Genomic DNA, 17224 nt, shown 5'->3' with positions numbered 1-17224 from the left:
TTACCGTGCCAGCGGTCGGCCGGCACGGCCGGCGTCGCCGGCGACACGGCGCAGCGAACTGGTCAAGGAGGTTGGCGTGGTCTTCAAGCGGCTCATGCAGGCGATGGGTGTGGGTGGCCCGTCGGTGGAAACCGTGCTGGCGAACCCGAACTGCCGCCCCGGCGGGCAGTTGGAGGGCGTCGTCCACGTGGCCGGCGGCGACCACCCCGTCGACGTGGAGTACGTCGCCCTGGGCCTGGTCACCCGGGTCGAGGTGGAGAGCGGCGACAACGACTACGAGACCACGCAGGAGTTCCACCGGCAGGCCGTGACCGGCGCGTTCCGGCTCGACGCGGGGCAGCGCCACGACATCCCGTTCCGCTTCCCCGTGCCGTGGGAGACGCCGCTCACCGAGCTGTACGGGCAGCACCTGCACGGCATGACGATGGGGCTGCGTACGGAGCTGGAGGTGGCCCGCGCGGTCGACAAGGGCGACCTGGACGCGGTGGCGGTGCACCCGCTGCCGTCGCAGCAGAAGATCCTGGAGGCGTTCCTGCGGCTGGGCTTCCGGTTCGCCCGCGCCGACGTGGAGCGGGGCCACATCTACGGCGTACGGCAGAGCCTGCCCTTCTACCAGGAGATCGAGTTCTACCCGGCGCCGCAGTACGCCGGGGCGATCAACCAGCTGGAGGTCACCTTCGTCACCGACCCGCAGCAGATCCAGGTGGTGCTGGAGCTCGACAAGCGCGGCGGGCTGTTCACCGAGGGACGCGACGCCTTCGGCCGCTTCACCATCGACCACGCCACCGCCGAGCGCACCGACTGGGCCGCCCAGCTCGACGCCTGGATCCGCCAGTCGCTCCAGCGCCGCGGTCTCTTCTCCTGACGCCTGCCCCGACCTCTCCGGCCGCGCACGAGGGCGACGGGACGGGGCCTTGTGGCCGTCGTCCCCGTGACCGGCGAGGAGAGGCGGGAGTGCGGGCGCTCAGAGGTCGAGCAGCACCGTACGGGGGCCGACGTTGACGCTCTCGACCAGCATGTGGGCGCGGAAGCGGCCGGTCTGCACCTTCGCGCCCCGGGCGCGCAGCGCCTCCACGACCGCCGTCACCAGGGGCTCGGCGACCTCCGCCGGGGCGGCCGCCGTCCAGCTCGGACGGCGACCCTTGCGGGCGTCGCCGTAGAGGGTGAACTGGCTGACCACCAGGATCGGCGCGCCGGTGTCCGCCGCGGACCGCTCCTCGTCGAGGATCCGCAGCTCGTGCACCTTGCGGGCCATCGTGCGGGCGGTCTCGACGGTGTCGGTGTGGGTCACCCCGAGCAGCACCAGCAGCCCGTCGTCGATCGCGCCGACCACCTCGCCGTCGACCGTCACGCCGGCGCGGCCGACGGTCTGCACCACGGCCCGCATCAGTCGGCCACCGGCTCGATGAAACCGCGCTCGACGAGGTGCGCGACGATCGGCCCGGCCGCCTCGGCCAGCTCCCCGGGGGCCACGTCGTGCGCGGCGGCGAGCAGGGCGAGCTGGTCGCGCAGCGGCAGCCGCCCGTCGGCCCCGCCGACCAGGGCCAGGACCAGTGGGTCGATCTCCTCGGTCCAGCGCAGGCCGTGCGGCATGGCCAGCACCTGCCGGTCCACCGCCCAGCCCTCGTCGCCCATCGTGGCCTCCTGCCGAAGCTGGAGCCCGTCGGCGGCCCGGAAGCGGGCGGCGAGCAGCCCGTCGGTGTCGCGGTCGCGCAGCCAGTCCTGGCGGTCGAACCACGCGCCGACCCGGTCGCCGAGCGGCGCCTGCACCCGCTGGCGCAGGTCCTCCACCCGCAGGACCGGGTCGTCGTGGCCGGAGCGGCGCAGCGAGACGATGCCGAAGCCGACCGCCTCCACCTTGTGCGCGTCGAACCAGTCCAGCCAGTCCGCCATCCGGCGCGGGTCGGCCGCCTCGCCCACGTCGGTGAGCCACAGGTTGACGTACGCCATCGGGTCGGCCACCTCACGCTGGATGACCCAGGCGTCCAGCCCCGTGCCGGCGAACCAGCCGGTCACCCGCTCGGCCCAGTCCTCCCCGGCGACGTGCACCCAGTTGGCCAGGTACTGCATGGTGCCGCCCTCGGTCAGCAGGCCGGGCGCGGCGGCGGCCAGTTCGGCGCCGATCGCGTCGCCGACCCGCCCCGAGTCGCGGTAGACGTGCGTGGTGGTGCCGGGGCCCACCACGAACGGCGGGTTGCTCACCACCAGGTCGAAGCGTCGCCCGGCGACGGGGGCCACCAGGTCGCCGCGGAGCAGCTCCCAGTCCTGGCCGTTGAGCGCGGCCGTGGTGGCGGCGAAGCGCAGCGCCCGCGCCGAGAGGTCCGTGGCGGTGACCCGTCCCGCGTGGGTGGCCAGGTGCAGGGCCTGCACGCCGGACCCGGTGCCCAGGTCCAGCGCGGTCTCGACGGGCCGGCGTACGGTCGCGCCGATGAGCGTCTGCGTCGCCCCGCCGATGCCGAGGACGTGCTCGGCGTGCAGCGGGCGACCGGGCCGGGCGCTGGCGGGCACGTCGGCGAGGACCCACCAGTCGTCCCCGTACGGCTCCAGGTCCACGCCCATGCGCAGCCCGTCGCCGTGCCGCTCGACCAGGCCCCCGGCGAGCGCCTCGTCCAGCGACAGCGGCGCCAGCGCGGCGGCCACGGCGGCCTCCGGCTCGGTCTGCTCGCAGATGAACACGCGGATCAGGGTGCCGAGCGGGTCGCGGTCCTCGGTGGCGCGCAGCGCCGCCCGGAAGTCGTTGCGGGCGACCCCGCCGGTGGCCTGCGCGCCGAGCCGGGTGGCGATGCCGTTCGAGGTGAATCCCGCCCGGGTCAGCGCGGTCCGCAGCGCCTCGACGCCGGCGGGGGAGAGCAACATGTCGTGTCCGTCCACGTCGCCATCCTGCCTGGTGCGCGGCGCGGGCACGCGGCCACCCGGCGATCCTCCGGCCCACTCCCACGACCCGTGGGCGGTACGCGAACGCGCGTGTCCGGGCACCGGCCGGTCGGCGTGGTGACAGCATTGACGCCATGACGCTCGCACTGCCCATCGACCCGGAGGCCAACCGGCTGCTGGAGCGCAGCCCGCTGGCGCTGCTGCTCGGCATGGTCCTCGACCAGCAGGTGCCGATGGAGAAGGCGTTCTCCTCGCCGTACGTGCTGGCGCAGCGCCTCGGGCGCGACCTGGACGCCCGGGAGCTGGCCGGGTACGACCCGGAGGCGCTGGTCGCCCTGTTCGCCCAGCCGCCGGCGCTGCACCGGTTCCCGAAGGCCATGGCGGCCCGGGTGCAGGAGGTGTGCCGGGTCCTCGTCGACCGCTACGGCGGCGACGCCGCCCGGCTCTGGTCCGACGCCGCCGACGGCCGGGAGCTGCTGCGCCGCATCGCCGACCTGCCCGGCTTCGGCGCGCAGAAGGCGCAGATCTTCCTCGCGCTGCTCGGCAAGCGGTTCGGGGTCACGCCGGCGGGCTGGCGGGAGGCGGCCGGCGGCTACGGCGACGCGGACGCCCACCGGTCGGTGGCCGACGTGACCGACGCCGACTCGCTGCGCCGGGTGCGCGAGTACAAGCAGCAGATGAAGGCGGCGGCGAAGGCGAAGACCGTCGGCGGCTGACGCAACCGCGGGGTCGGGCCGGTCGTTGTAGCCAGGATGGTGACGACGGGCAGCCGATGACGGACGAGCGCGCCGGGCGGCTGCTGCGGCCGGAGGAGAGCTCGCCCCGGGCCACCTTCCTGGAACTCTTCTTCGACCTGGTCTTCGTCTTCGCGTTGACCCGGGTCTCCGTGCGCCTGGTCGCCGCCGCCGGTGCCCCCTTCGGCGAACTGGTCCTCGAGATCGTGCGCACCGGCGCGCTCTTCCTCGCCCTCTGGCTGCTCTGGTCGATCACCGCCTGGGTGACCAGCCGGTACGAGCCGGAACGGGTGGTGATCCAGTTCGTCGTGGTGGGGTCGATGTTCGGCGCCATGGTGATGGCCGTGGCGCTGCCCCGGGCGTTCGAGGAACGGGCCCTGTCGTTCGTGCTCGCGTACCTGGCGGTGATGATCGGCCGGCCGCTGGTCATGGCCTGGGCGCTGCGCCACCACCCGCGCCGCACGGTCCCGCTGCGACTCGGCGCCTGGGCGGTCGCGGGCGCCGTGCCGTGGCTGGCCGGGGCGCTCGCGCCGGAACACCTGCGCCTGCCGCTGTGGGTGCTCGCGCTGGCGGTCGACGGCATCGGCCTCGGGCTCGGCTGGCCGCTGCCCCGGCTGGGCCCGGCGCGCGCGTCCGGCTGGCTGATCGCCGGTGAGCACCTGGCCGACCGGTACCAGCAGATCTTCCTCATCTCGCTGGGGGAGACCATCCTGGTGATCGGGCTGACCTACAGCGGGGCGGAGTTCACCGCCGACCGGGCCGGCGCCTTCACGGTCGCCTTCGTCACCACGGCCCTGCTCTGGCGGATCTACTTCCACCGGGCGGGTCACCTGCTCGGTGAGGCGCTGCGGGTGGCCCGGTCACCCGGGCGGCTCGGCGCCTCCGTTGGCGGCACCCACCTGCCCATCGTCGTCGGCGTGCTGAGCGCCGCCGTCGGTTACGAGCTGGTGATCCACCACCCGTACGGCCCGGCCGACCCGGCCTGGCTGGTCTTCATCGTCGGCGGTCCGGCGCTCTTCCTGGCGGCCCGGGCCCGCTTCGAGTACGAGATCTTCGGCCGGGTGTCCTGGTCCCGGATGGGCGGCCTGCTGGCGTTGCTCCTGCTGACGCCGGTGCTCGCCCTGGCCCCGCCCATGGGGGCGCTCACGCTGGTCGCCGCTGTACTGGCCGGGGTGGCGGTCGCCGACGCGCGACGCAGCCGGGGCCGTGCCCCGGAGAGGTCCGCCTCGCCGCTCGGGCACGGCGAAGCGGGGGAGACGGGCTTCCACCGGGCCCCGTGAGCGGGGTGCGGGGTCAGGCGGCGGTCGGCCGGGAGAGGGCGGCCAGGGCCCGCCGGACGTCGGCGAGGGAGACCGTGGCGGAGTCGTCCAGGTCGGCCAGGCCGGCCTCGATCCACTGCCGCATGAGGGTGGTGACCCCGATGCCCCGCGCGTCGGCAGCGGCGCGGACCCGCTCGTACGTCTCCAGCGGCAGGCGCACCGAGCGGCTGACCATGGGGGTGTCGGTGTCGGGGGCGGGCAGCTCCACCTGCGGGCTCCCGTCGATCAGCTCCGCGAGCCGGTCACCGCCGCTGTGGAACTGCTTGGTCGCGTCGTTACGGTTCATCGTCACCGCCTCCTCATCGAGATCTCCGCACGGCCTCGTCGTAGCGCTTCGCCTCGACGTCGCTCAGCTCGCGGGCGGAGAGGATGTCCCAGTCGTTGTCGGTGCCGTCGGCCTCGGCGAGCAGCACGGCCAGTCGGCGCCCCCGGCGGGCGGCGGCGTAGACGACCATCACGTCGTCGCCGAGGTGCCGGATCACCCGGCGGGTGCTGTGCAGCGCCTCCCAGACTTCCCCGGGCGTGACGTCGTAGACCCTCAGGTTGGCCAACGCCTCGTCGGTGAAGCTGAACCTGCTGCCCACGGCGCGAGCGTACCACGCGGGTAACACGAGGCCGGGTCGAGCGATTCTCGCTGATCACGCGCCGGAGGTGTCAGGATGGGGCGTAACCCCCTCGAGGAGGTCCATGGTGAAGCGTCAGGCGTACCAGCCGATCCTGATCACCGACGCCTCGCGCAGCCAGGACGACCAGCTCACCAGCCGTCAGAAGCGCTACGTGCTGATGATGGGCATCCGGGTGGCCTGCGTGATCGTCGGTGCCGTCCTGGTCGGCGTGCAGGCCCCACTGCTCTGGCTCTGGCTGCCGATGGTGGCCCTGGGCATGGTGCTCATCCCGTGGCTGGCGGTCCTGCTGGCCAACGACCGCCCGCCCAAGGAGCAGCACCGGCTGGCCAACCGGTTCCAACCGCGCCACCGCGACGAGACCCCGCCGATGAGTCTCACCGCCGAGGAGCGCCCCCACAAGATCATCGACGCCGAGCCCTGACCCACCCGTTCCGTCGGGGGAGGCCCGGCGCCCGCACCTGCCCGGCAGGTCACGGAGCGGGGCGGGCGCCGATCTGCGAGACGGCGAGCGCGCCGAGGTCGCCGGCGCGGCCCAGCGCCACCGTCGGCTCCGCGCCGTCGAGCCAGGCGGCCAGCAGCCCGGCCGCGAACGCGTCCCCGGCGCCGGTGACGTCGACCACCGCCACCCGGCGGGCCGGCGCGACGGCGACCGACGCGGCCCGGTCCACCCAGACCGCCCCGGCGGCGCCCTGCTTCACGACGATCCGCCGGGCGGAGGCCGACAGGACCCGCCCCTGCGCCGCCGGGTCCAGCCCGCCGGCCAGCACCGTCGCCTCGTCGGCGTTGACCAGGAGCAGGTCGACCCCGCGTACCCAGGACAGGAAGGCCGCCGCGCCGACCCGCCGCAGCGGGGCCGCGGAGGCCGCGTCGACGCTGGTGCTGAGACCGCGCTCGCGGGCGGCGGCCAGCGCCCGCAGCCCCGCCGGTCGGGACTCGTCGTCCAGCAGGGTGTACCCGGACAGGTGCAGGTGCCGCGCGTCCGGCGCCGCGGCCAGCGCCGCGTCGACGTCGCGGGGGGCCAGCCGCAGGTTCGCGCCCCGCTCGGTGACCATCGACCGCTCCCCGGCCGTGGCCAGCACGATGACCGTCCCGGTGGCGCGGTCGGGGCACACGGTCGTCGCGCAGTCGACCCCGGCGCGCTCCAGCTCGGCCACCCGGTCCCGGCCGGCGTCGTCGTCGCCGACGGCACCGACCAGCGTGACCGGTACGCCCTGGGCGGCGAGCCAGGCCGCGGTGTTGGCGGCCTGCCCGCCGCCGCTGAACCGGATCGCCGCCGGGGTGTCCGACCCGGTGGCCATCGGCCCGGCCAGCACCGCCACCACGTCGGTGATCAGGTCACCGACGACGAGGACGCGGCCTGCGCTCATGCCCCGGCGCGGCGGGCGGCCGCGGCGACGGCGATCCGGGCGGCGAGGTCGGCGTTGCGCAGGATGATCCGGACGTTCACCGCCAGGCTCGCCCCCTCGGTCGCCGAGTGGAAGTGCGCGAGCAGGTAGGGCGTCACGGCCTTGCCGGTGACCCCGTCGCGCTCCAGCAGGGCCAGCCCGTCGGCGAGGGTCCGGTCGTGCAGCTGCGGGTCGAGCTGCTCGTCGGTCGGCAGCGGGTTGGCCACGATCAGGCCGCCGTGGTGCACGCGCTGCTGCTCCCGGGCCACCAGCACGTCCGCCACCTGCTCGGCCGACTCCAGCGACCAGTCCAGGTCGAAGCCGCCGTCGGTGATGAAGAAGCCGGGGAAGCGCCGGGTCCGGAAGCCGACGACGCCGACGCCGAGGGTCTCCAGCCGCTCCAGGGTGGCGCCCACGTCGAGGATCGACTTGACCCCGGCGCAGACCACCGCGATCGGCGTACGGGCCAGGGTGACCAGGTCGGCCGACTCGTCGAAGGTCTGCGCCGCCTCCCGGTGCACCCCGCCGAGGCCGCCGGTGGCGAACACGGCGATCCCGGCGGCGGCGGCCACCGCGCTGGTCGCGGCCACGGTCGTGGCGCCGTCCGCGCCGGTCGCGGCGGCGAGGGCGAGGTCGCGTACGGAGAGCTTGGCGACCCCGTCGACGGTGGCGAGCCGGGTCAGCTCCGCGTCGTCGAGGCCCACCACGAGCCGCCCGCCGACCATGCCGATGGTCGCCGGTACCGCGCCCGCGTCCCGGACGGCCTGCTCGATCTCGCGGGCCACCCGCAGGTTGTCCGGCCGGGGCAGGCCGTGCGAGACGATGGTGCTCTCCAGGGCGACGACGGGACGCCCGTCGCGCAGGGCGTCGGCAACCTCGCTGCCGTAGCGGATGTGAAAGTCGGTCACGTCACCACCGTACGGCCCCCGACCGGGCGACCTGAAGTGGACCGGAGCGGGGGTGACCTGCCAGACTTGACGGTCGGAGGTGCAGAAGTGAGCACAGAGGTTCTCGAGCGTCCGGAGCTGAAGGACGCCGACACCGGTCCCGAGATGTTCCACTACGTGCGCAAGGAGAAGATCGCCGAGAGTGCCGTCATGGGCACGTTCGTCGTCGCGCTGTGCGGGGAGACCTTCCCGGTCACCAAGGCCGCTAAGCCCGGCTCGCCGGTCTGCCCGAAGTGCAAGGAGATCTACGACTCCTGGGGCGAGTGAACGTGGGCGACCCTCCGGGGCGCGCACGTAACCTTCGCCGGTGACCACCTCCACCGCCCTGCTCCTCGCCGACCTCACCGGGGTGGCGGTCTTCGCCGCCTCCGGGGCCTCCGCGGCGGTGGCCAAACGGCTCGACCTCTTCGGCGTCGTCTTCGTCGGCTTCGTGGCCGCGCTCGGCGGCGGGATCTTCCGTGACCTGGCGATCGACGAGGCGCCACCGCTGGCCTTCGGCGACTGGCGGTACGCCGCGACGGCCGCCGTCACCGCCGCCGCCGTCTTCTGGCTGCATCCCCAGTTCGCCCGGCTGCGCACCACCGTGCTGGTGCTCGACGCGGCCGGGCTGGCCCTGTTCACCGTCACCGGCACGGTCAAGGCCCTCGACGCCCAGGTGCCGGCGGTGGGGGCCTGCGTGATCGGCATGCTCACCGCGATCGGCGGCGGCCTCGGCCGCGACCTGCTCACCGCCGAGATCCCGGTGGTGCTGCGGCGGGAGATCTACGCCGTCGCCGCGCTCGTCGGCTCGATCCTCGTGGCCCTGCTGGACGCGCTCGGGCGCGCCAACGCCGTCTGGCTGACCGCGGCGGCGGTCGTGGTCTTCCTGCTGCGCCTGGTGGCGCTGCGGCGGCGCTGGTCGGCGCCGGTGGCCACCCTGCGTCCCCCGCGTACGGGAACCTCCGGCAACCGCCCCTGACGGGGTGACGGATGTGACCAGCGTGGCGTCGGCTGGGTCGGGCGGGCCGCGCTGGTTATGCTGAGTCGGCCTTCGCGGCACCACCTGCGCGGAGGCGTTTTCATGGGCGGCGGTACCCGTGGCCCTCGCCCGGGGTCCGCCGTCAGGCGGTCGGAGAGGAGCTTCCCGTGGCGGCCCGGATGCCGGCGATCGAGACGTTTCCGGCACTGCGCGCGTGGCAGCGCAAGGCACTCGTGGAGTACCTGCGCCGACGGGACCCCGACTTCACGGCGGTCGCCACCCCGGGCGCCGGAAAGACCACCTTCGCCCTGCGGATCGCCGCCGAGCTGCTCGCCGACGGCACCGTCGAGGCGGTGACCGTGGTGGCGCCGACCGAGCACCTGAAGACCCAGTGGGCACAGGCGGCGGCCCGGGTCGGCATCCAGCTCGACGCCGCGTTCCGCAACGCCGACCTGCACTCCTCCGCCGACTTCCACGGCGCCGTCGTCACGTACGCGCAGGTCGGCATGGCACCCCAGGTGCACAAGCGGCGCACCCTCACCAGGCGCACCCTGGTCGTCCTCGACGAGATCCACCACGCAGGGGACAGCCGCTCCTGGGGCGACGGGGTGAAGGCGGCCTTCGAGGGCGCCGAGCGCCGGTTGATGCTGACCGGGACGCCGTTCCGCTCCGACGACAACCCGATCCCGTTCGTCAGCTACGAGCGGGGCGGCGACGGCCTGCTGCGCTCGCGCGCCGACTCGGTCTACGGCTACGCCGACGCGCTGCGCGACGGCGTCGTACGGCCCGTGCTCTTCCTGGCGTACTCGGGGGAGACCCGGTGGCGCACCAATGCCGGGGACGAGCTGGCGGCGCGCCTCGGCGAGCCGATGACCCAGGACCTCGTGGCGCAGGCGTGGCGTACGGCCCTGGACCCGGCGGGCGACTGGATGCCGCAGGTGCTGCGGGCCGCCGACGCCCGGCTGACCGTCCTGCGCAACGCGGGGATGCCCGACGCCGGCGGGCTGATCATCGCCAGCGACCAGCAGACCGCCCGCTCGTACGCGAAACTCATCGAGCAGATCACGGGCGAGCGCGCGGCGGTGGTGCTCTCCGACGACGTGGGCGCATCGGCGCGGATCGCGACGTTCGCGGCGTCCGAGCAGCGCTGGCTGGTGGCGGTCCGGATGGTCTCCGAGGGCGTCGACATCCCCCGGCTGGCGGTCGGCGTCTACGCGACCAGCGCCAGCACCCCGCTCTACTTCGCGCAGGCGATCGGCCGGTTCGTCCGCGCCCGCCGCCCCGGCGAGACCGCCTCGGTCTTCCTGCCCAGCGTGCCGCACCTGCTCGGGCTGGCCAGCGAGATGGAGGCCGAGCGGGACCACGTCCTCGGCAAGCCCAAGGACCGCGAGGGCTTCGACGACGACCTGCTGGAGCGCGCCCAGCGCGACGACCAGGCCAGCGGCGAGCTGGAGAAGCGGTTCGCCGCGCTCTCCGCCACGGCCGAGCTGGACCAGGTGATCTTCGACGGCGCCTCGTTCGGCACCGCCGCCCAGGCCGGCACCCCCGAGGAGGAGGAATACCTCGGCCTGCCCGGGCTGCTCACCGCCGACCAGGTGGCCCTGCTGCTCACCAAGCGCCAGCAGGAGCAGCTCGCCGCCCAGCGGCGCCGGGCCACCCGGCCCGCTGAGGCGGCCGCTGAGGCCCCCACGGCGCCGCCGGCACCGATGAGTGCCGCCCAGCGTCGGGTCGCCCTACGCCGCCAGCTGAACGCCCTCGTGGCCGCCCGGCACCACCGCACGGGGCAGCCGCACGGGAAGATCCACGCGGAGCTGCGCCGCCTCTGCGGCGGCCCGCCGAGCGCCCAGGCCACCATCGAGCAGCTCGAGGAACGCATCGCCACCGTCCAGACCCTCTGACGGCGGCCGGATCACCGCCGCCGGCACGGAGGACGCCTCCGGTGAGAGGGACGCCTCCGGTGAGAGGGACGCCTCCGGTGAGAGGGACGCCGCCGGGCCTGAGCGAGGCCAGCGACGAGGAACGCGTTCGGGCCGAGGGACGCCTCCGGTCGGAGGGACGCCGCCCGGTCCGATGGACGCTGCCAGCGCGTAGGGATGCCGTCGGCCCGAAGGACGCGAAAAGCCGGCCGGAGGCCCCGCAAGGGGCCTCCGGCCGGCTATGTCGTGGATCTACGGAATCTCTCAGTTCGCCATCAGATCGGCGCCACGCCAGCTGAACTCCGGGTCCGTCGCGAATCGCACGGTGATCTTCACGAGATCCTCCGCGTACTTGTTCGCGTGGTGCCCACAGAACACCAGCTCGCTCCCACCCGCCAGAGTGATCCGGAGCTTGCCGGCAGCATTGCAGCGGTCGCACCGTTCATCGGCGGCTGGGGGAGCCACCGTTTCGGGCGGCGGCGTGAGGGTCGGGGTCATCGCCTTCCTCCTCTGGTCGTCACCGATGAACAATCTCTTCGGTCGTTGCTCACCTATCGTGCAACACCCTGTCCCGGCGCTGCCTTCCCTGTGTGCCCGCGGGGGACCGAGGTCACACATGGCACGGACAGTGTGCCGTGCACCAAGGGTGCCACGTCAACGATCACAATCGTGCAACCGGACGGTCACCTTCCGACGTTGCACGCCAGGTGATCAAAACGACACGTTCGGTTGACGATCGCGATCAGTCCAGGTAGTCGCGCAGCACCTGCGAACGCGACGGGTGGCGCAGCTTGGACATCGTCTTGGACTCGATCTGCCGGATGCGCTCCCGGGTCACCCCGTAGACCTGGCCGATCTCGTCCAGCGTGCGCGGCTGGCCGTCGGTCAGGCCGAAGCGCAGGCGTACCACGCCCGCCTCACGCTCGGACAACGTCTGGAGCACCTGCTGGAGCTGGTCCTGCAGGAGCGAGAACGAGACCGCGTCGACCGCGACCACGGCCTCCGAGTCCTCGATGAAGTCGCCGAGCTGGCTGTCGCCCTCGTCGCCGATGGTCTGGTCCAGCGAGATGGGCTCCCGGGCGTACTGCTGGATCTCCAGCACCTTCTCCGGTGTGATGTCCATCTCCTTGGCGAGCTCCTCCGGGGTGGGCTCGCGGCCCAGGTCCTGGAGCAGCTCGCGCTGGATGCGGCCGAGCTTGTTGATGACCTCGACCATGTGCACCGGGATGCGGATGGTGCGGGCCTGGTCGGCCATCGCGCGGGTGATCGCCTGCCGGATCCACCAGGTGGCGTACGTGGAGAACTTGTAGCCCTTGGCGTAGTCGAACTTCTCGACCGCGCGGATCAGGCCGAGGTTGCCCTCCTGGATCAGGTCGAGGAAGGCCATGCCGCGGCCGGTGTAGCGCTTGGCCAGCGAGACGACCAGCCGGAGGTTGGCCTCCAGCAGGTGGTTCTTGGCGCGCTCGCCGTCGCGCGAGATCCAGCCCAGGTCCCGCTGCATCTCGCGGGTGAGCTTCTCCTCGCCCTCCTCGGCCGCGCGCAGCCGCTCGGCGGCGTAGAGCCCGGCCTCGATCCGCTTGGCCAGCTCCACCTCCTGCTCGGCGTTGAGCAGCGGGACCTTGCCGATCTGCTTGAGGTACGCCCGGACGGAGTCGGCGGAGGCGGTCAGCTCTGCGTCGCGGCGGGCCTGCTTGAGTGCCTCCGACTCCTCGTCGTCCCACTCGAAGTCGTTGTCGCTGGCCGAGTTGGCGGCGTCGGTCTCGGCGGCCCGGGTCAGCTCCGCGGGCTCCTCGACGACGACGTCCTCGATCTCGGCGGCCAGCTCCTCCGGGTCGATGTCGCCTTCGCCCTCGCCCTTGGCCTTGCCGCCGGCCTTGGTCGGCTTGGCGCCGGCCGCCGCGACCGTCGCCTTGGTGGCCCGGGTCGACTTGGTCGCCTTCGCCGGCGCGGCGGCCTTGGCGGCCACCTCGGCGGTGGTGCCGGCGGCCTTGCGGGGGGCGGCCTTGCGCGGGGCGGGCGCTGGGGCCTCGTCGGCCGCGGGCGCCTGCTTCGGGGCGGGCGCGACGGCCTTCTTGGTGGTCTTGGCGGTGGTGGCCCGGGACGCCGGGGTGGCCGATCGAGCGGCGGCGACGCGGCGGCGGGTGCTCGCCGAGCCGTCCACCACCACGGTCACTCCCGCCTCGGAGAGCGCCCGCAGGATCTTCTTGGCCTGGGCCGGAGTCACCTCGGCGGACTCGACGGTGCGCGCGAGCTGAGCCGACGTGAGCTGACCACCGGCGCTCTGCGCGTGGGCGATCAGAGTGTCGGTGAGCGAGCGAACGTCGGCGCCGGTCTGGCGGGGTTCTGTCACGAATGACCTTCCGGAGGCGAAGAGCGAGCACGGCCGGGTCGTCCGACGCAGAGCGGGGCACCTTGCCGGGCGATGTGGTTGAGGGACCCCCGTGTCCCGGGCCGGCCGGTCGTTGGCGGTCCGTCGCAGCGTGGGCAGGGGTGAATTGTAACGCCGTCTGCGGCGATCATCCGTCGCCGCACGGCGGACCGGCGGCGGGGGCCGCCGATTCGACGCAGATGTGGACTTTGTAAGGATGGTACCGCGCGTGGCCCGGAACACCCCGGCCGTGTGGGAAGGGGACGAACGATGGATCGCTCGACGCCGTCGGAACTGCTGGAGATCGCGGTCGACGTGGCCCGGGACGCGGCCGCGACCGCGTACCGGATGCGGGTCGAGGGCGTCTCGGTGGCCGCCACCAAGAGCACGGTCACCGACGTGGTCACCGCCGCCGACCGGGCGGTCGAGCGGCAGGTGGTCGACGCGCTGCGCCGGCTGCGGCCGGGCGACGCCGTCCTCGGCGAGGAGTACGGGGTGGGCGAGACCGGCCCGGTAGGCCCCGGCGGGGTCCGCTGGATCGTGGACCCGATCGACGGCACCGTGAACTACCTCTACGGGATCCCGCACTGCGCGGTGTCGCTCGCCGCCGAGGTCGACGGCCAGGTGGTCGCCGGGGTGGTGCGCAACGTCAGCACCGGCGAGGAGTGGACGGCCACCGTCGGCGGGGGCGCCTGGCGTGCCGGCGAGCGGCTGCGCTGCTCCACGGAGACCGACCTCGGCCAGGCGCTGGTCGGCACGGGGTTCGGCTACGACGCCGGGCGCCGGGCCCACCAGGCCCGGGTGCTCGCCGAGCTGATCCCGCACATCCGCGACATCCGCCGCTTCGGCGCCGCCGCGTTGGACCTCTGCTTCGCGGCGGAGGGGCGGGTGGACGCCTACTACGAGAAGGGGCTCGCCGCCTGGGACCAGGCCGCCGGCGCCCTGGTCGCGACCGAGGCCGGGCTGCTGGTCGCCGGGCTGGGCGGACTGCCGGCCGGCCCGGACCTGGTGATCGCCGCGCCGTCGGCGCTGTTCAAGCCGCTGCACGACCGCCTCGCCGACCTGGACGCCTCGGGCGGTCCCTGACCGGCCGGTGCCGCGCCCCCGGCGGAACCGGGGGCGCGACGCGCGGTCAGTCGTCCTGCGGCATCGGGCAGGAGCCGGCCGGCGCGACCGGCGCGCCGAGGTCGCCCAGGGACTGGTTGACCTCGGTGGTGGTGGCGAGCTGCTGGAAGCCGCTGCCGAGCACCACGTCGACGACGTCGTCGGTGCGCTTGGCGTCGTAGTCGTACTCGGCGTTGTCGAGGAAGTAGGCCCGCAGCAGGTGCGCCGAGCCCACCCCCTTGGGGCCGTAGCGCAGGACCGCGATGTCGTCGATCTGCTTCTTCTCGTCGCCGAACTTCTTCACCTGGAACTTCCGGTTGCGGAAGTCGTCGGCGATGGACGTGGCCAGGCCGATCCGGTCCGTGCCGTTCAGCACGTTGATCTTGACGTCCTTGGGTTCCCGCAGTGTCACGTCGGCCAGCGGCCAGCCCTCGGGGCAACCTCCGGCGAGGCCGGCGCTGCTCTGGGTGTCGCGGACCAGCGCGACGACCACGAAGACGAGGGCCAGCACCGCCAGCAGGCCGACGACAACGAGTGCTCGCACTCGCGCAAAGCTCATCAGGGTGCTCCCCGGACAGTGGTGGGTGGTGGCGGCCGCCGGGTGGACGGGCCGCCCCGCCGGCCGTCGAGTACGCCGCTGAGGTTAACGGTTGTCCGGCCGTCGCGTGGAAACAGCCGGACATGCCGGCGCGCCATCCGGGAACCGGGTAGTACTACCCCTATCTTCGTGTCGCCTGAGTCACATTGGGAACAACTTCGCGTGCGGGGGCGTACATCTCAGCCACGAGGGCGGTATACATGCCTCGCCCAAAGGGGGGGTATGTTCCGCGCTCGCCGGGTGTTCCTTGAGGATGCCTCCGTCCGTGCTGTCTTCGGGTCGGGTGACCGACACAAGTGGTGGCCGGCCAGCGGAACCGAAACAGCGTCGTCCGGCGTTACAACCGGAAGCGACAACATCGATATGGGAGAGTGAAACCGATGGCCACCGACTACGACGCCCCGCGTCGCGACGAGGTCGACCTCGGCGAGGACAGCCTGGAAGAGCTCAAGGCCCGACGCGTCGACTCACAGTCGGGCGCCGTTGACGTCGACGAGGCCGAGGTGGCCGAGAGCTTCGAGCTGCCCGGCGCCGACCTGGCGGACGAGGAACTCACGGTCAAGGTGCTGCCGATGCAGCAGGACGAGTTCCGGTGCGCCCGCTGCTTCCTCGTGCACCACCGCAGCCAGTTGGCGGTGGAACGCAACGGCGAGCTCATCTGCCGCGAGTGCGTCTGACATCGTGCGTCCGCACCAGCGGCGGCTCCCTCGCCGGGGCCGCCGCTGATCGAGTCGCCGTGCGGTACTCCCGGGGACCTGCTTGACTCGTTGACGGGTGACCGTCAGGTCGACGTCGGTCCATTCGGGAGGTCGGGCATGAGCGAGCGGAGCGAGTCCGGCGGCACGCGGGGCACCGACCCGCCCCGCGCCGGCGTGGTGGGCGACCCCGGCGCGCGGGGCGACCACGCCGACGTCGTTCCCGCCGGTGGTGGCCACGGCGACGGCGCGTCCGCGCCCGGCGCGGACGAGTTGGGCGCCACCGTCGCGGCGCTGACCGCCGACGACGTCGCGCCGGCCCGCCGGCGGCAGTTGCTCGGCCGACTCGTCGGGCAGGCGCGCGCGCGTGGGCTGACCGACCTGTTCAAGCCGAAGAGCGCGGTGCGCTGGATGGTCGACACGGTCGCCGAGATCGCCCCCCACGTGCCCGTACGCGACCTGGCCACCCTGCGCCAGCACTTCGACGGCCTGGACGGCGAGGAGCTGGCCGAGCGGCTGGTGCGCAACGCCGCGCGGACGACCGCCGGGATCGGCGCCGCCGGCGGAGGAGTGGCGGCGGTCGAGTGGGCGGTTGCCCCGACCCTGCTCTCCGCGCCGGTCCTGCTGGCCGCCGAGACGGTCGCCGTGGTGGCCGTGGAGCTGAAGCTGATCGGCGAGCTGCACGAGGTCTACGGGGCGCCGGTGCCGACCGGCGGCACCCAGCGGGCGGTCGCGCTGGTGCAGTCCTGGGCCGGGCAGCGGGGGATCAATCCGATGATGCCCGGCGTCGGGGTGGGCGCCGTGCTGGGCACCGCCGCGCGCAAGGAACTGCGCGACACCCTGCTCAAGCGCTTCGGCCGCAACCTGACCACCCTCGGCCCCTTCCTCACCGGGGCGGCGGTGGCCAGCTACCTCAACCGCCGGGCCACCCGGACGATGGCGGACCAGCTCCGCAGCGACCTGCGTCGCCGGTCCAAGGCCCTGCCGGGCAGCCCGCCGGCCCTCCCCGGCGCCCGCTGACCGCCGGGAGCAGGGCCGGCAGCGGCCGGGACGACTCAGGGACGGGCGGCGCCGGCACCACCGAGGCATCACGGGGTGTGCCAGGTCCGGCAGCGGCCGGGACGACTCAGGGACGGGCGGCGCCGGGACCACCGAGGCGTCGCGGCGGGTTCAGGGCCGGGCGGCGTCGCGGGCGGCGAGGAGCGCCTCGGCCAGCTCGACCGGGCGGCGGGTGCTGACCACCCAGAACGGGGTGGGGTCGGCCGGGTCGTCGAGGACCACCTGGACCGCGCCGGGGACCCACGGCCGCTGCACCACGAACGCCAGCGGGTCGGCGCCGACCCCGAGCACCTCACGCCGGCCGGCGGCGTCCAACGGGACGACGTCGGCGACGAACCGGACCGGCAGCCGGGCGTCGTCCACCCGCAGTTCGCCGTCGCGTACGGCGATCCTGATCCGGCCGAGCCAGACCAGGCCGGCGACGGTCGCCGGCAGCAGCACCACGAACGGCAGCCAGGCGCGCACGCCGGGCGCGCCCATCCAGACCTCCACGGCGAGCAGCGCCGCCGCGCCCAGCCCGCCCACCCACAGCCACCAGGGCATAGTGAGCCGCTCGGCGTACTGCGGGGGGCTCGCGGCGGCCGGCGCCGGGGAGGGCGAGGATGGTGACAGGCTCACTCCTGCCAGGGTACGGCGCACGA

At 73.9% G+C, this 17224-nt stretch carries 20 protein-coding genes; 10 read left to right on the top strand and 10 right to left on the bottom strand.

All coding sequences use genetic code 11. The annotated features are described in order from the left end of the window. The first annotated feature begins 76 nt into the window (after positions 1-76). A complete protein-coding gene (locus tag ACTMS2_RS10545) occupies positions 77-865 on the top strand; it encodes a sporulation protein (RefSeq protein WP_101414713.1) in 789 nt (262 codons plus the stop codon). A gap of 99 nt (positions 866-964) precedes the next feature. Here the strand turns inward: ACTMS2_RS10545 and dtd are convergent, their stop codons facing one another. Both dtd and ACTMS2_RS10535 read right to left on the bottom strand, forming a co-directional pair. Then, positions 965-1387, bottom strand: coding sequence for a D-aminoacyl-tRNA deacylase (gene dtd, locus ACTMS2_RS10540; protein WP_089001400.1), 423 nt, complete (start codon positions 1385-1387; stop codon positions 965-967). Beyond that, on the bottom strand, positions 1387-2871 hold the full coding sequence (locus ACTMS2_RS10535) for a DUF7782 domain-containing protein (RefSeq protein ID WP_357719576.1): 1485 nt from the start codon (positions 2869-2871) through the stop codon (positions 1387-1389). Before ACTMS2_RS10535 ends, dtd begins: the two co-directional genes overlap by 1 nt. A 137-nt stretch (positions 2872-3008) precedes the next feature. On the opposite strand from ACTMS2_RS10535, the gene ACTMS2_RS10530 reads away from it, so the two are divergent. Then, positions 3009-3590: an HhH-GPD-type base excision DNA repair protein gene (locus tag ACTMS2_RS10530; protein ID WP_441175243.1), complete on the top strand. Its 582-nt coding sequence runs from the start codon at positions 3009-3011 to the stop codon at positions 3588-3590. A 56-nt stretch (positions 3591-3646) separates the two neighbouring features. Then, complete coding sequence (locus tag ACTMS2_RS10525; protein WP_441175242.1) at positions 3647-4888, top strand: low temperature requirement protein A; 1242 nt, start codon at positions 3647-3649, stop codon at positions 4886-4888. Between the two features lie 13 nt (positions 4889-4901). Here ACTMS2_RS10525 and ACTMS2_RS10520 read toward each other — a convergent pair whose 3' ends face one another. Then, positions 4902-5213 (bottom strand): hypothetical protein, encoded by a 312-nt coding sequence (locus ACTMS2_RS10520; protein WP_101414717.1) that lies wholly within the window; start codon positions 5211-5213, stop codon positions 4902-4904. A 13-nt stretch (positions 5214-5226) separates the two neighbouring features. After that, on the bottom strand, positions 5227-5511 hold the full coding sequence (locus tag ACTMS2_RS10515) for a hypothetical protein (RefSeq protein WP_231925747.1): 285 nt from the start codon (positions 5509-5511) through the stop codon (positions 5227-5229). 103 nt (positions 5512-5614) lie between these two features. Here ACTMS2_RS10515 and ACTMS2_RS10510 point away from each other — a divergent pair, with 103 nt between their 5' ends. Further along, the gene (locus ACTMS2_RS10510) at positions 5615-5974 is read left to right on the top strand and encodes a DUF3099 domain-containing protein (RefSeq protein ID WP_363897101.1); all 360 of its coding nucleotides are present in this window, start codon (positions 5615-5617) and stop codon (positions 5972-5974) included. 49 nt (positions 5975-6023) lie between these two features. Here ACTMS2_RS10510 and ACTMS2_RS10505 read toward each other — a convergent pair whose 3' ends face one another. Then, positions 6024-6920, bottom strand: a complete 897-nt coding sequence (locus tag ACTMS2_RS10505; protein ID WP_441175241.1) for a carbohydrate kinase family protein — start codon at positions 6918-6920, stop codon at positions 6024-6026. Next, positions 6917-7846, bottom strand: a complete 930-nt coding sequence (locus ACTMS2_RS10500; RefSeq protein WP_101414720.1) for a pseudouridine-5'-phosphate glycosidase — start codon at positions 7844-7846, stop codon at positions 6917-6919. The genes ACTMS2_RS10505 and ACTMS2_RS10500 overlap by 4 nt, the downstream gene beginning before the upstream one ends. Positions 7847-7933: 87 nt before the next feature. Here ACTMS2_RS10500 and ACTMS2_RS10495 point away from each other — a divergent pair, with 87 nt between their 5' ends. From ACTMS2_RS10495 to ACTMS2_RS10485, 3 genes are all read left to right on the top strand, one after another. Next, positions 7934-8152: a DUF3039 domain-containing protein gene (locus tag ACTMS2_RS10495; RefSeq protein ID WP_089001394.1), complete on the top strand. Its 219-nt coding sequence runs from the start codon at positions 7934-7936 to the stop codon at positions 8150-8152. Positions 8153-8192: 40 nt separating this feature from the next. Next, positions 8193-8843, top strand: a complete 651-nt coding sequence (locus ACTMS2_RS10490; protein ID WP_441175240.1) for a trimeric intracellular cation channel family protein — start codon at positions 8193-8195, stop codon at positions 8841-8843. Positions 8844-9010: 167 nt separating this feature from the next. After that, positions 9011-10741 carry a DEAD/DEAH box helicase gene (locus ACTMS2_RS10485; protein ID WP_441175239.1) on the top strand — a complete coding sequence of 577 codons (1731 nt, stop codon included), beginning with the start codon at positions 9011-9013 and terminating at the stop codon, positions 10739-10741. Positions 10742-11023: 282 nt separating this feature from the next. Here ACTMS2_RS10485 and ACTMS2_RS10480 read toward each other — a convergent pair whose 3' ends face one another. Then, a complete protein-coding gene (locus tag ACTMS2_RS10480) occupies positions 11024-11257 on the bottom strand; it encodes a DUF7455 domain-containing protein (RefSeq protein WP_074474066.1) in 234 nt (77 codons plus the stop codon). Positions 11258-11501: 244 nt separating this feature from the next. Next, positions 11502-13109, bottom strand: coding sequence for an RNA polymerase sigma factor (locus ACTMS2_RS10475; protein WP_441175238.1), 1608 nt, complete (start codon positions 13107-13109; stop codon positions 11502-11504). Positions 13110-13397: 288 nt separating this feature from the next. On the opposite strand from ACTMS2_RS10475, the gene ACTMS2_RS10470 reads away from it, so the two are divergent. Then, complete coding sequence (locus ACTMS2_RS10470) at positions 13398-14213, top strand: inositol monophosphatase family protein (RefSeq protein WP_441175237.1); 816 nt, start codon at positions 13398-13400, stop codon at positions 14211-14213. Positions 14214-14259: 46 nt separating this feature from the next. On the opposite strand, the gene ACTMS2_RS10465 is transcribed toward ACTMS2_RS10470, so the two are convergent. Then, on the bottom strand, positions 14260-14775 hold the full coding sequence (locus ACTMS2_RS10465; protein WP_172896695.1) for a LytR C-terminal domain-containing protein: 516 nt from the start codon (positions 14773-14775) through the stop codon (positions 14260-14262). Between the two features lie 434 nt (positions 14776-15209). Here ACTMS2_RS10465 and ACTMS2_RS10460 point away from each other — a divergent pair, with 434 nt between their 5' ends. After that, positions 15210-15506, top strand: coding sequence for a DUF4193 domain-containing protein (locus tag ACTMS2_RS10460; RefSeq protein WP_007075406.1), 297 nt, complete (start codon positions 15210-15212; stop codon positions 15504-15506). A gap of 138 nt (positions 15507-15644) precedes the next feature. Next, a complete protein-coding gene (locus ACTMS2_RS10455) occupies positions 15645-16544 on the top strand; it encodes a hypothetical protein (protein WP_441175236.1) in 900 nt (299 codons plus the stop codon). A gap of 150 nt (positions 16545-16694) precedes the next feature. Here ACTMS2_RS10455 and ACTMS2_RS10450 read toward each other — a convergent pair whose 3' ends face one another. Beyond that, positions 16695-17195 (bottom strand): DUF3093 domain-containing protein, encoded by a 501-nt coding sequence (locus tag ACTMS2_RS10450; RefSeq protein ID WP_441175482.1) that lies wholly within the window; start codon positions 17193-17195, stop codon positions 16695-16697. Positions 17196-17224: the final 29 nt, after the last annotated feature.

Origin of the sequence: Micromonospora sp. SD12, assembly GCF_052068495.1 — a bacterium.
Classification (GTDB): Bacteria; Actinomycetota; Actinomycetes; order Mycobacteriales; family Micromonosporaceae; genus Micromonospora; species Micromonospora echinofusca.
Note: the sequence above shows the minus strand (reverse complement) of the source record. Positions and strands in the feature narration are given on the sequence as shown.

Coding starts and splice junctions, on each gene's coding strand:
- dtd (WP_089001400.1), bottom strand. CDS start 1,387: ATGCGGGCCGTGGTGCAGACCGTCGGCCGCGCCGGCGTGACGGTCGAC.
- ACTMS2_RS10530 (WP_441175243.1), top strand. CDS start 3,009: ATGACGCTCGCACTGCCCATCGACCCGGAGGCCAACCGGCTGCTGGAG.
- ACTMS2_RS10525 (WP_441175242.1), top strand. CDS start 3,647: ATGACGGACGAGCGCGCCGGGCGGCTGCTGCGGCCGGAGGAGAGCTCG.
- ACTMS2_RS10520 (WP_101414717.1), bottom strand. CDS start 5,213: ATGAACCGTAACGACGCGACCAAGCAGTTCCACAGCGGCGGTGACCGG.
- ACTMS2_RS10510 (WP_363897101.1), top strand. CDS start 5,615: ATGGTGAAGCGTCAGGCGTACCAGCCGATCCTGATCACCGACGCCTCG.
- ACTMS2_RS10505 (WP_441175241.1), bottom strand. CDS start 6,920: ATGAGCGCAGGCCGCGTCCTCGTCGTCGGTGACCTGATCACCGACGTG.
- ACTMS2_RS10480 (WP_074474066.1), bottom strand. CDS start 11,257: ATGACCCCGACCCTCACGCCGCCGCCCGAAACGGTGGCTCCCCCAGCC.
- ACTMS2_RS10470 (WP_441175237.1), top strand. CDS start 13,398: ATGGATCGCTCGACGCCGTCGGAACTGCTGGAGATCGCGGTCGACGTG.
- ACTMS2_RS10460 (WP_007075406.1), top strand. CDS start 15,210: ATGGCCACCGACTACGACGCCCCGCGTCGCGACGAGGTCGACCTCGGC.
- ACTMS2_RS10455 (WP_441175236.1), top strand. CDS start 15,645: ATGAGCGAGCGGAGCGAGTCCGGCGGCACGCGGGGCACCGACCCGCCC.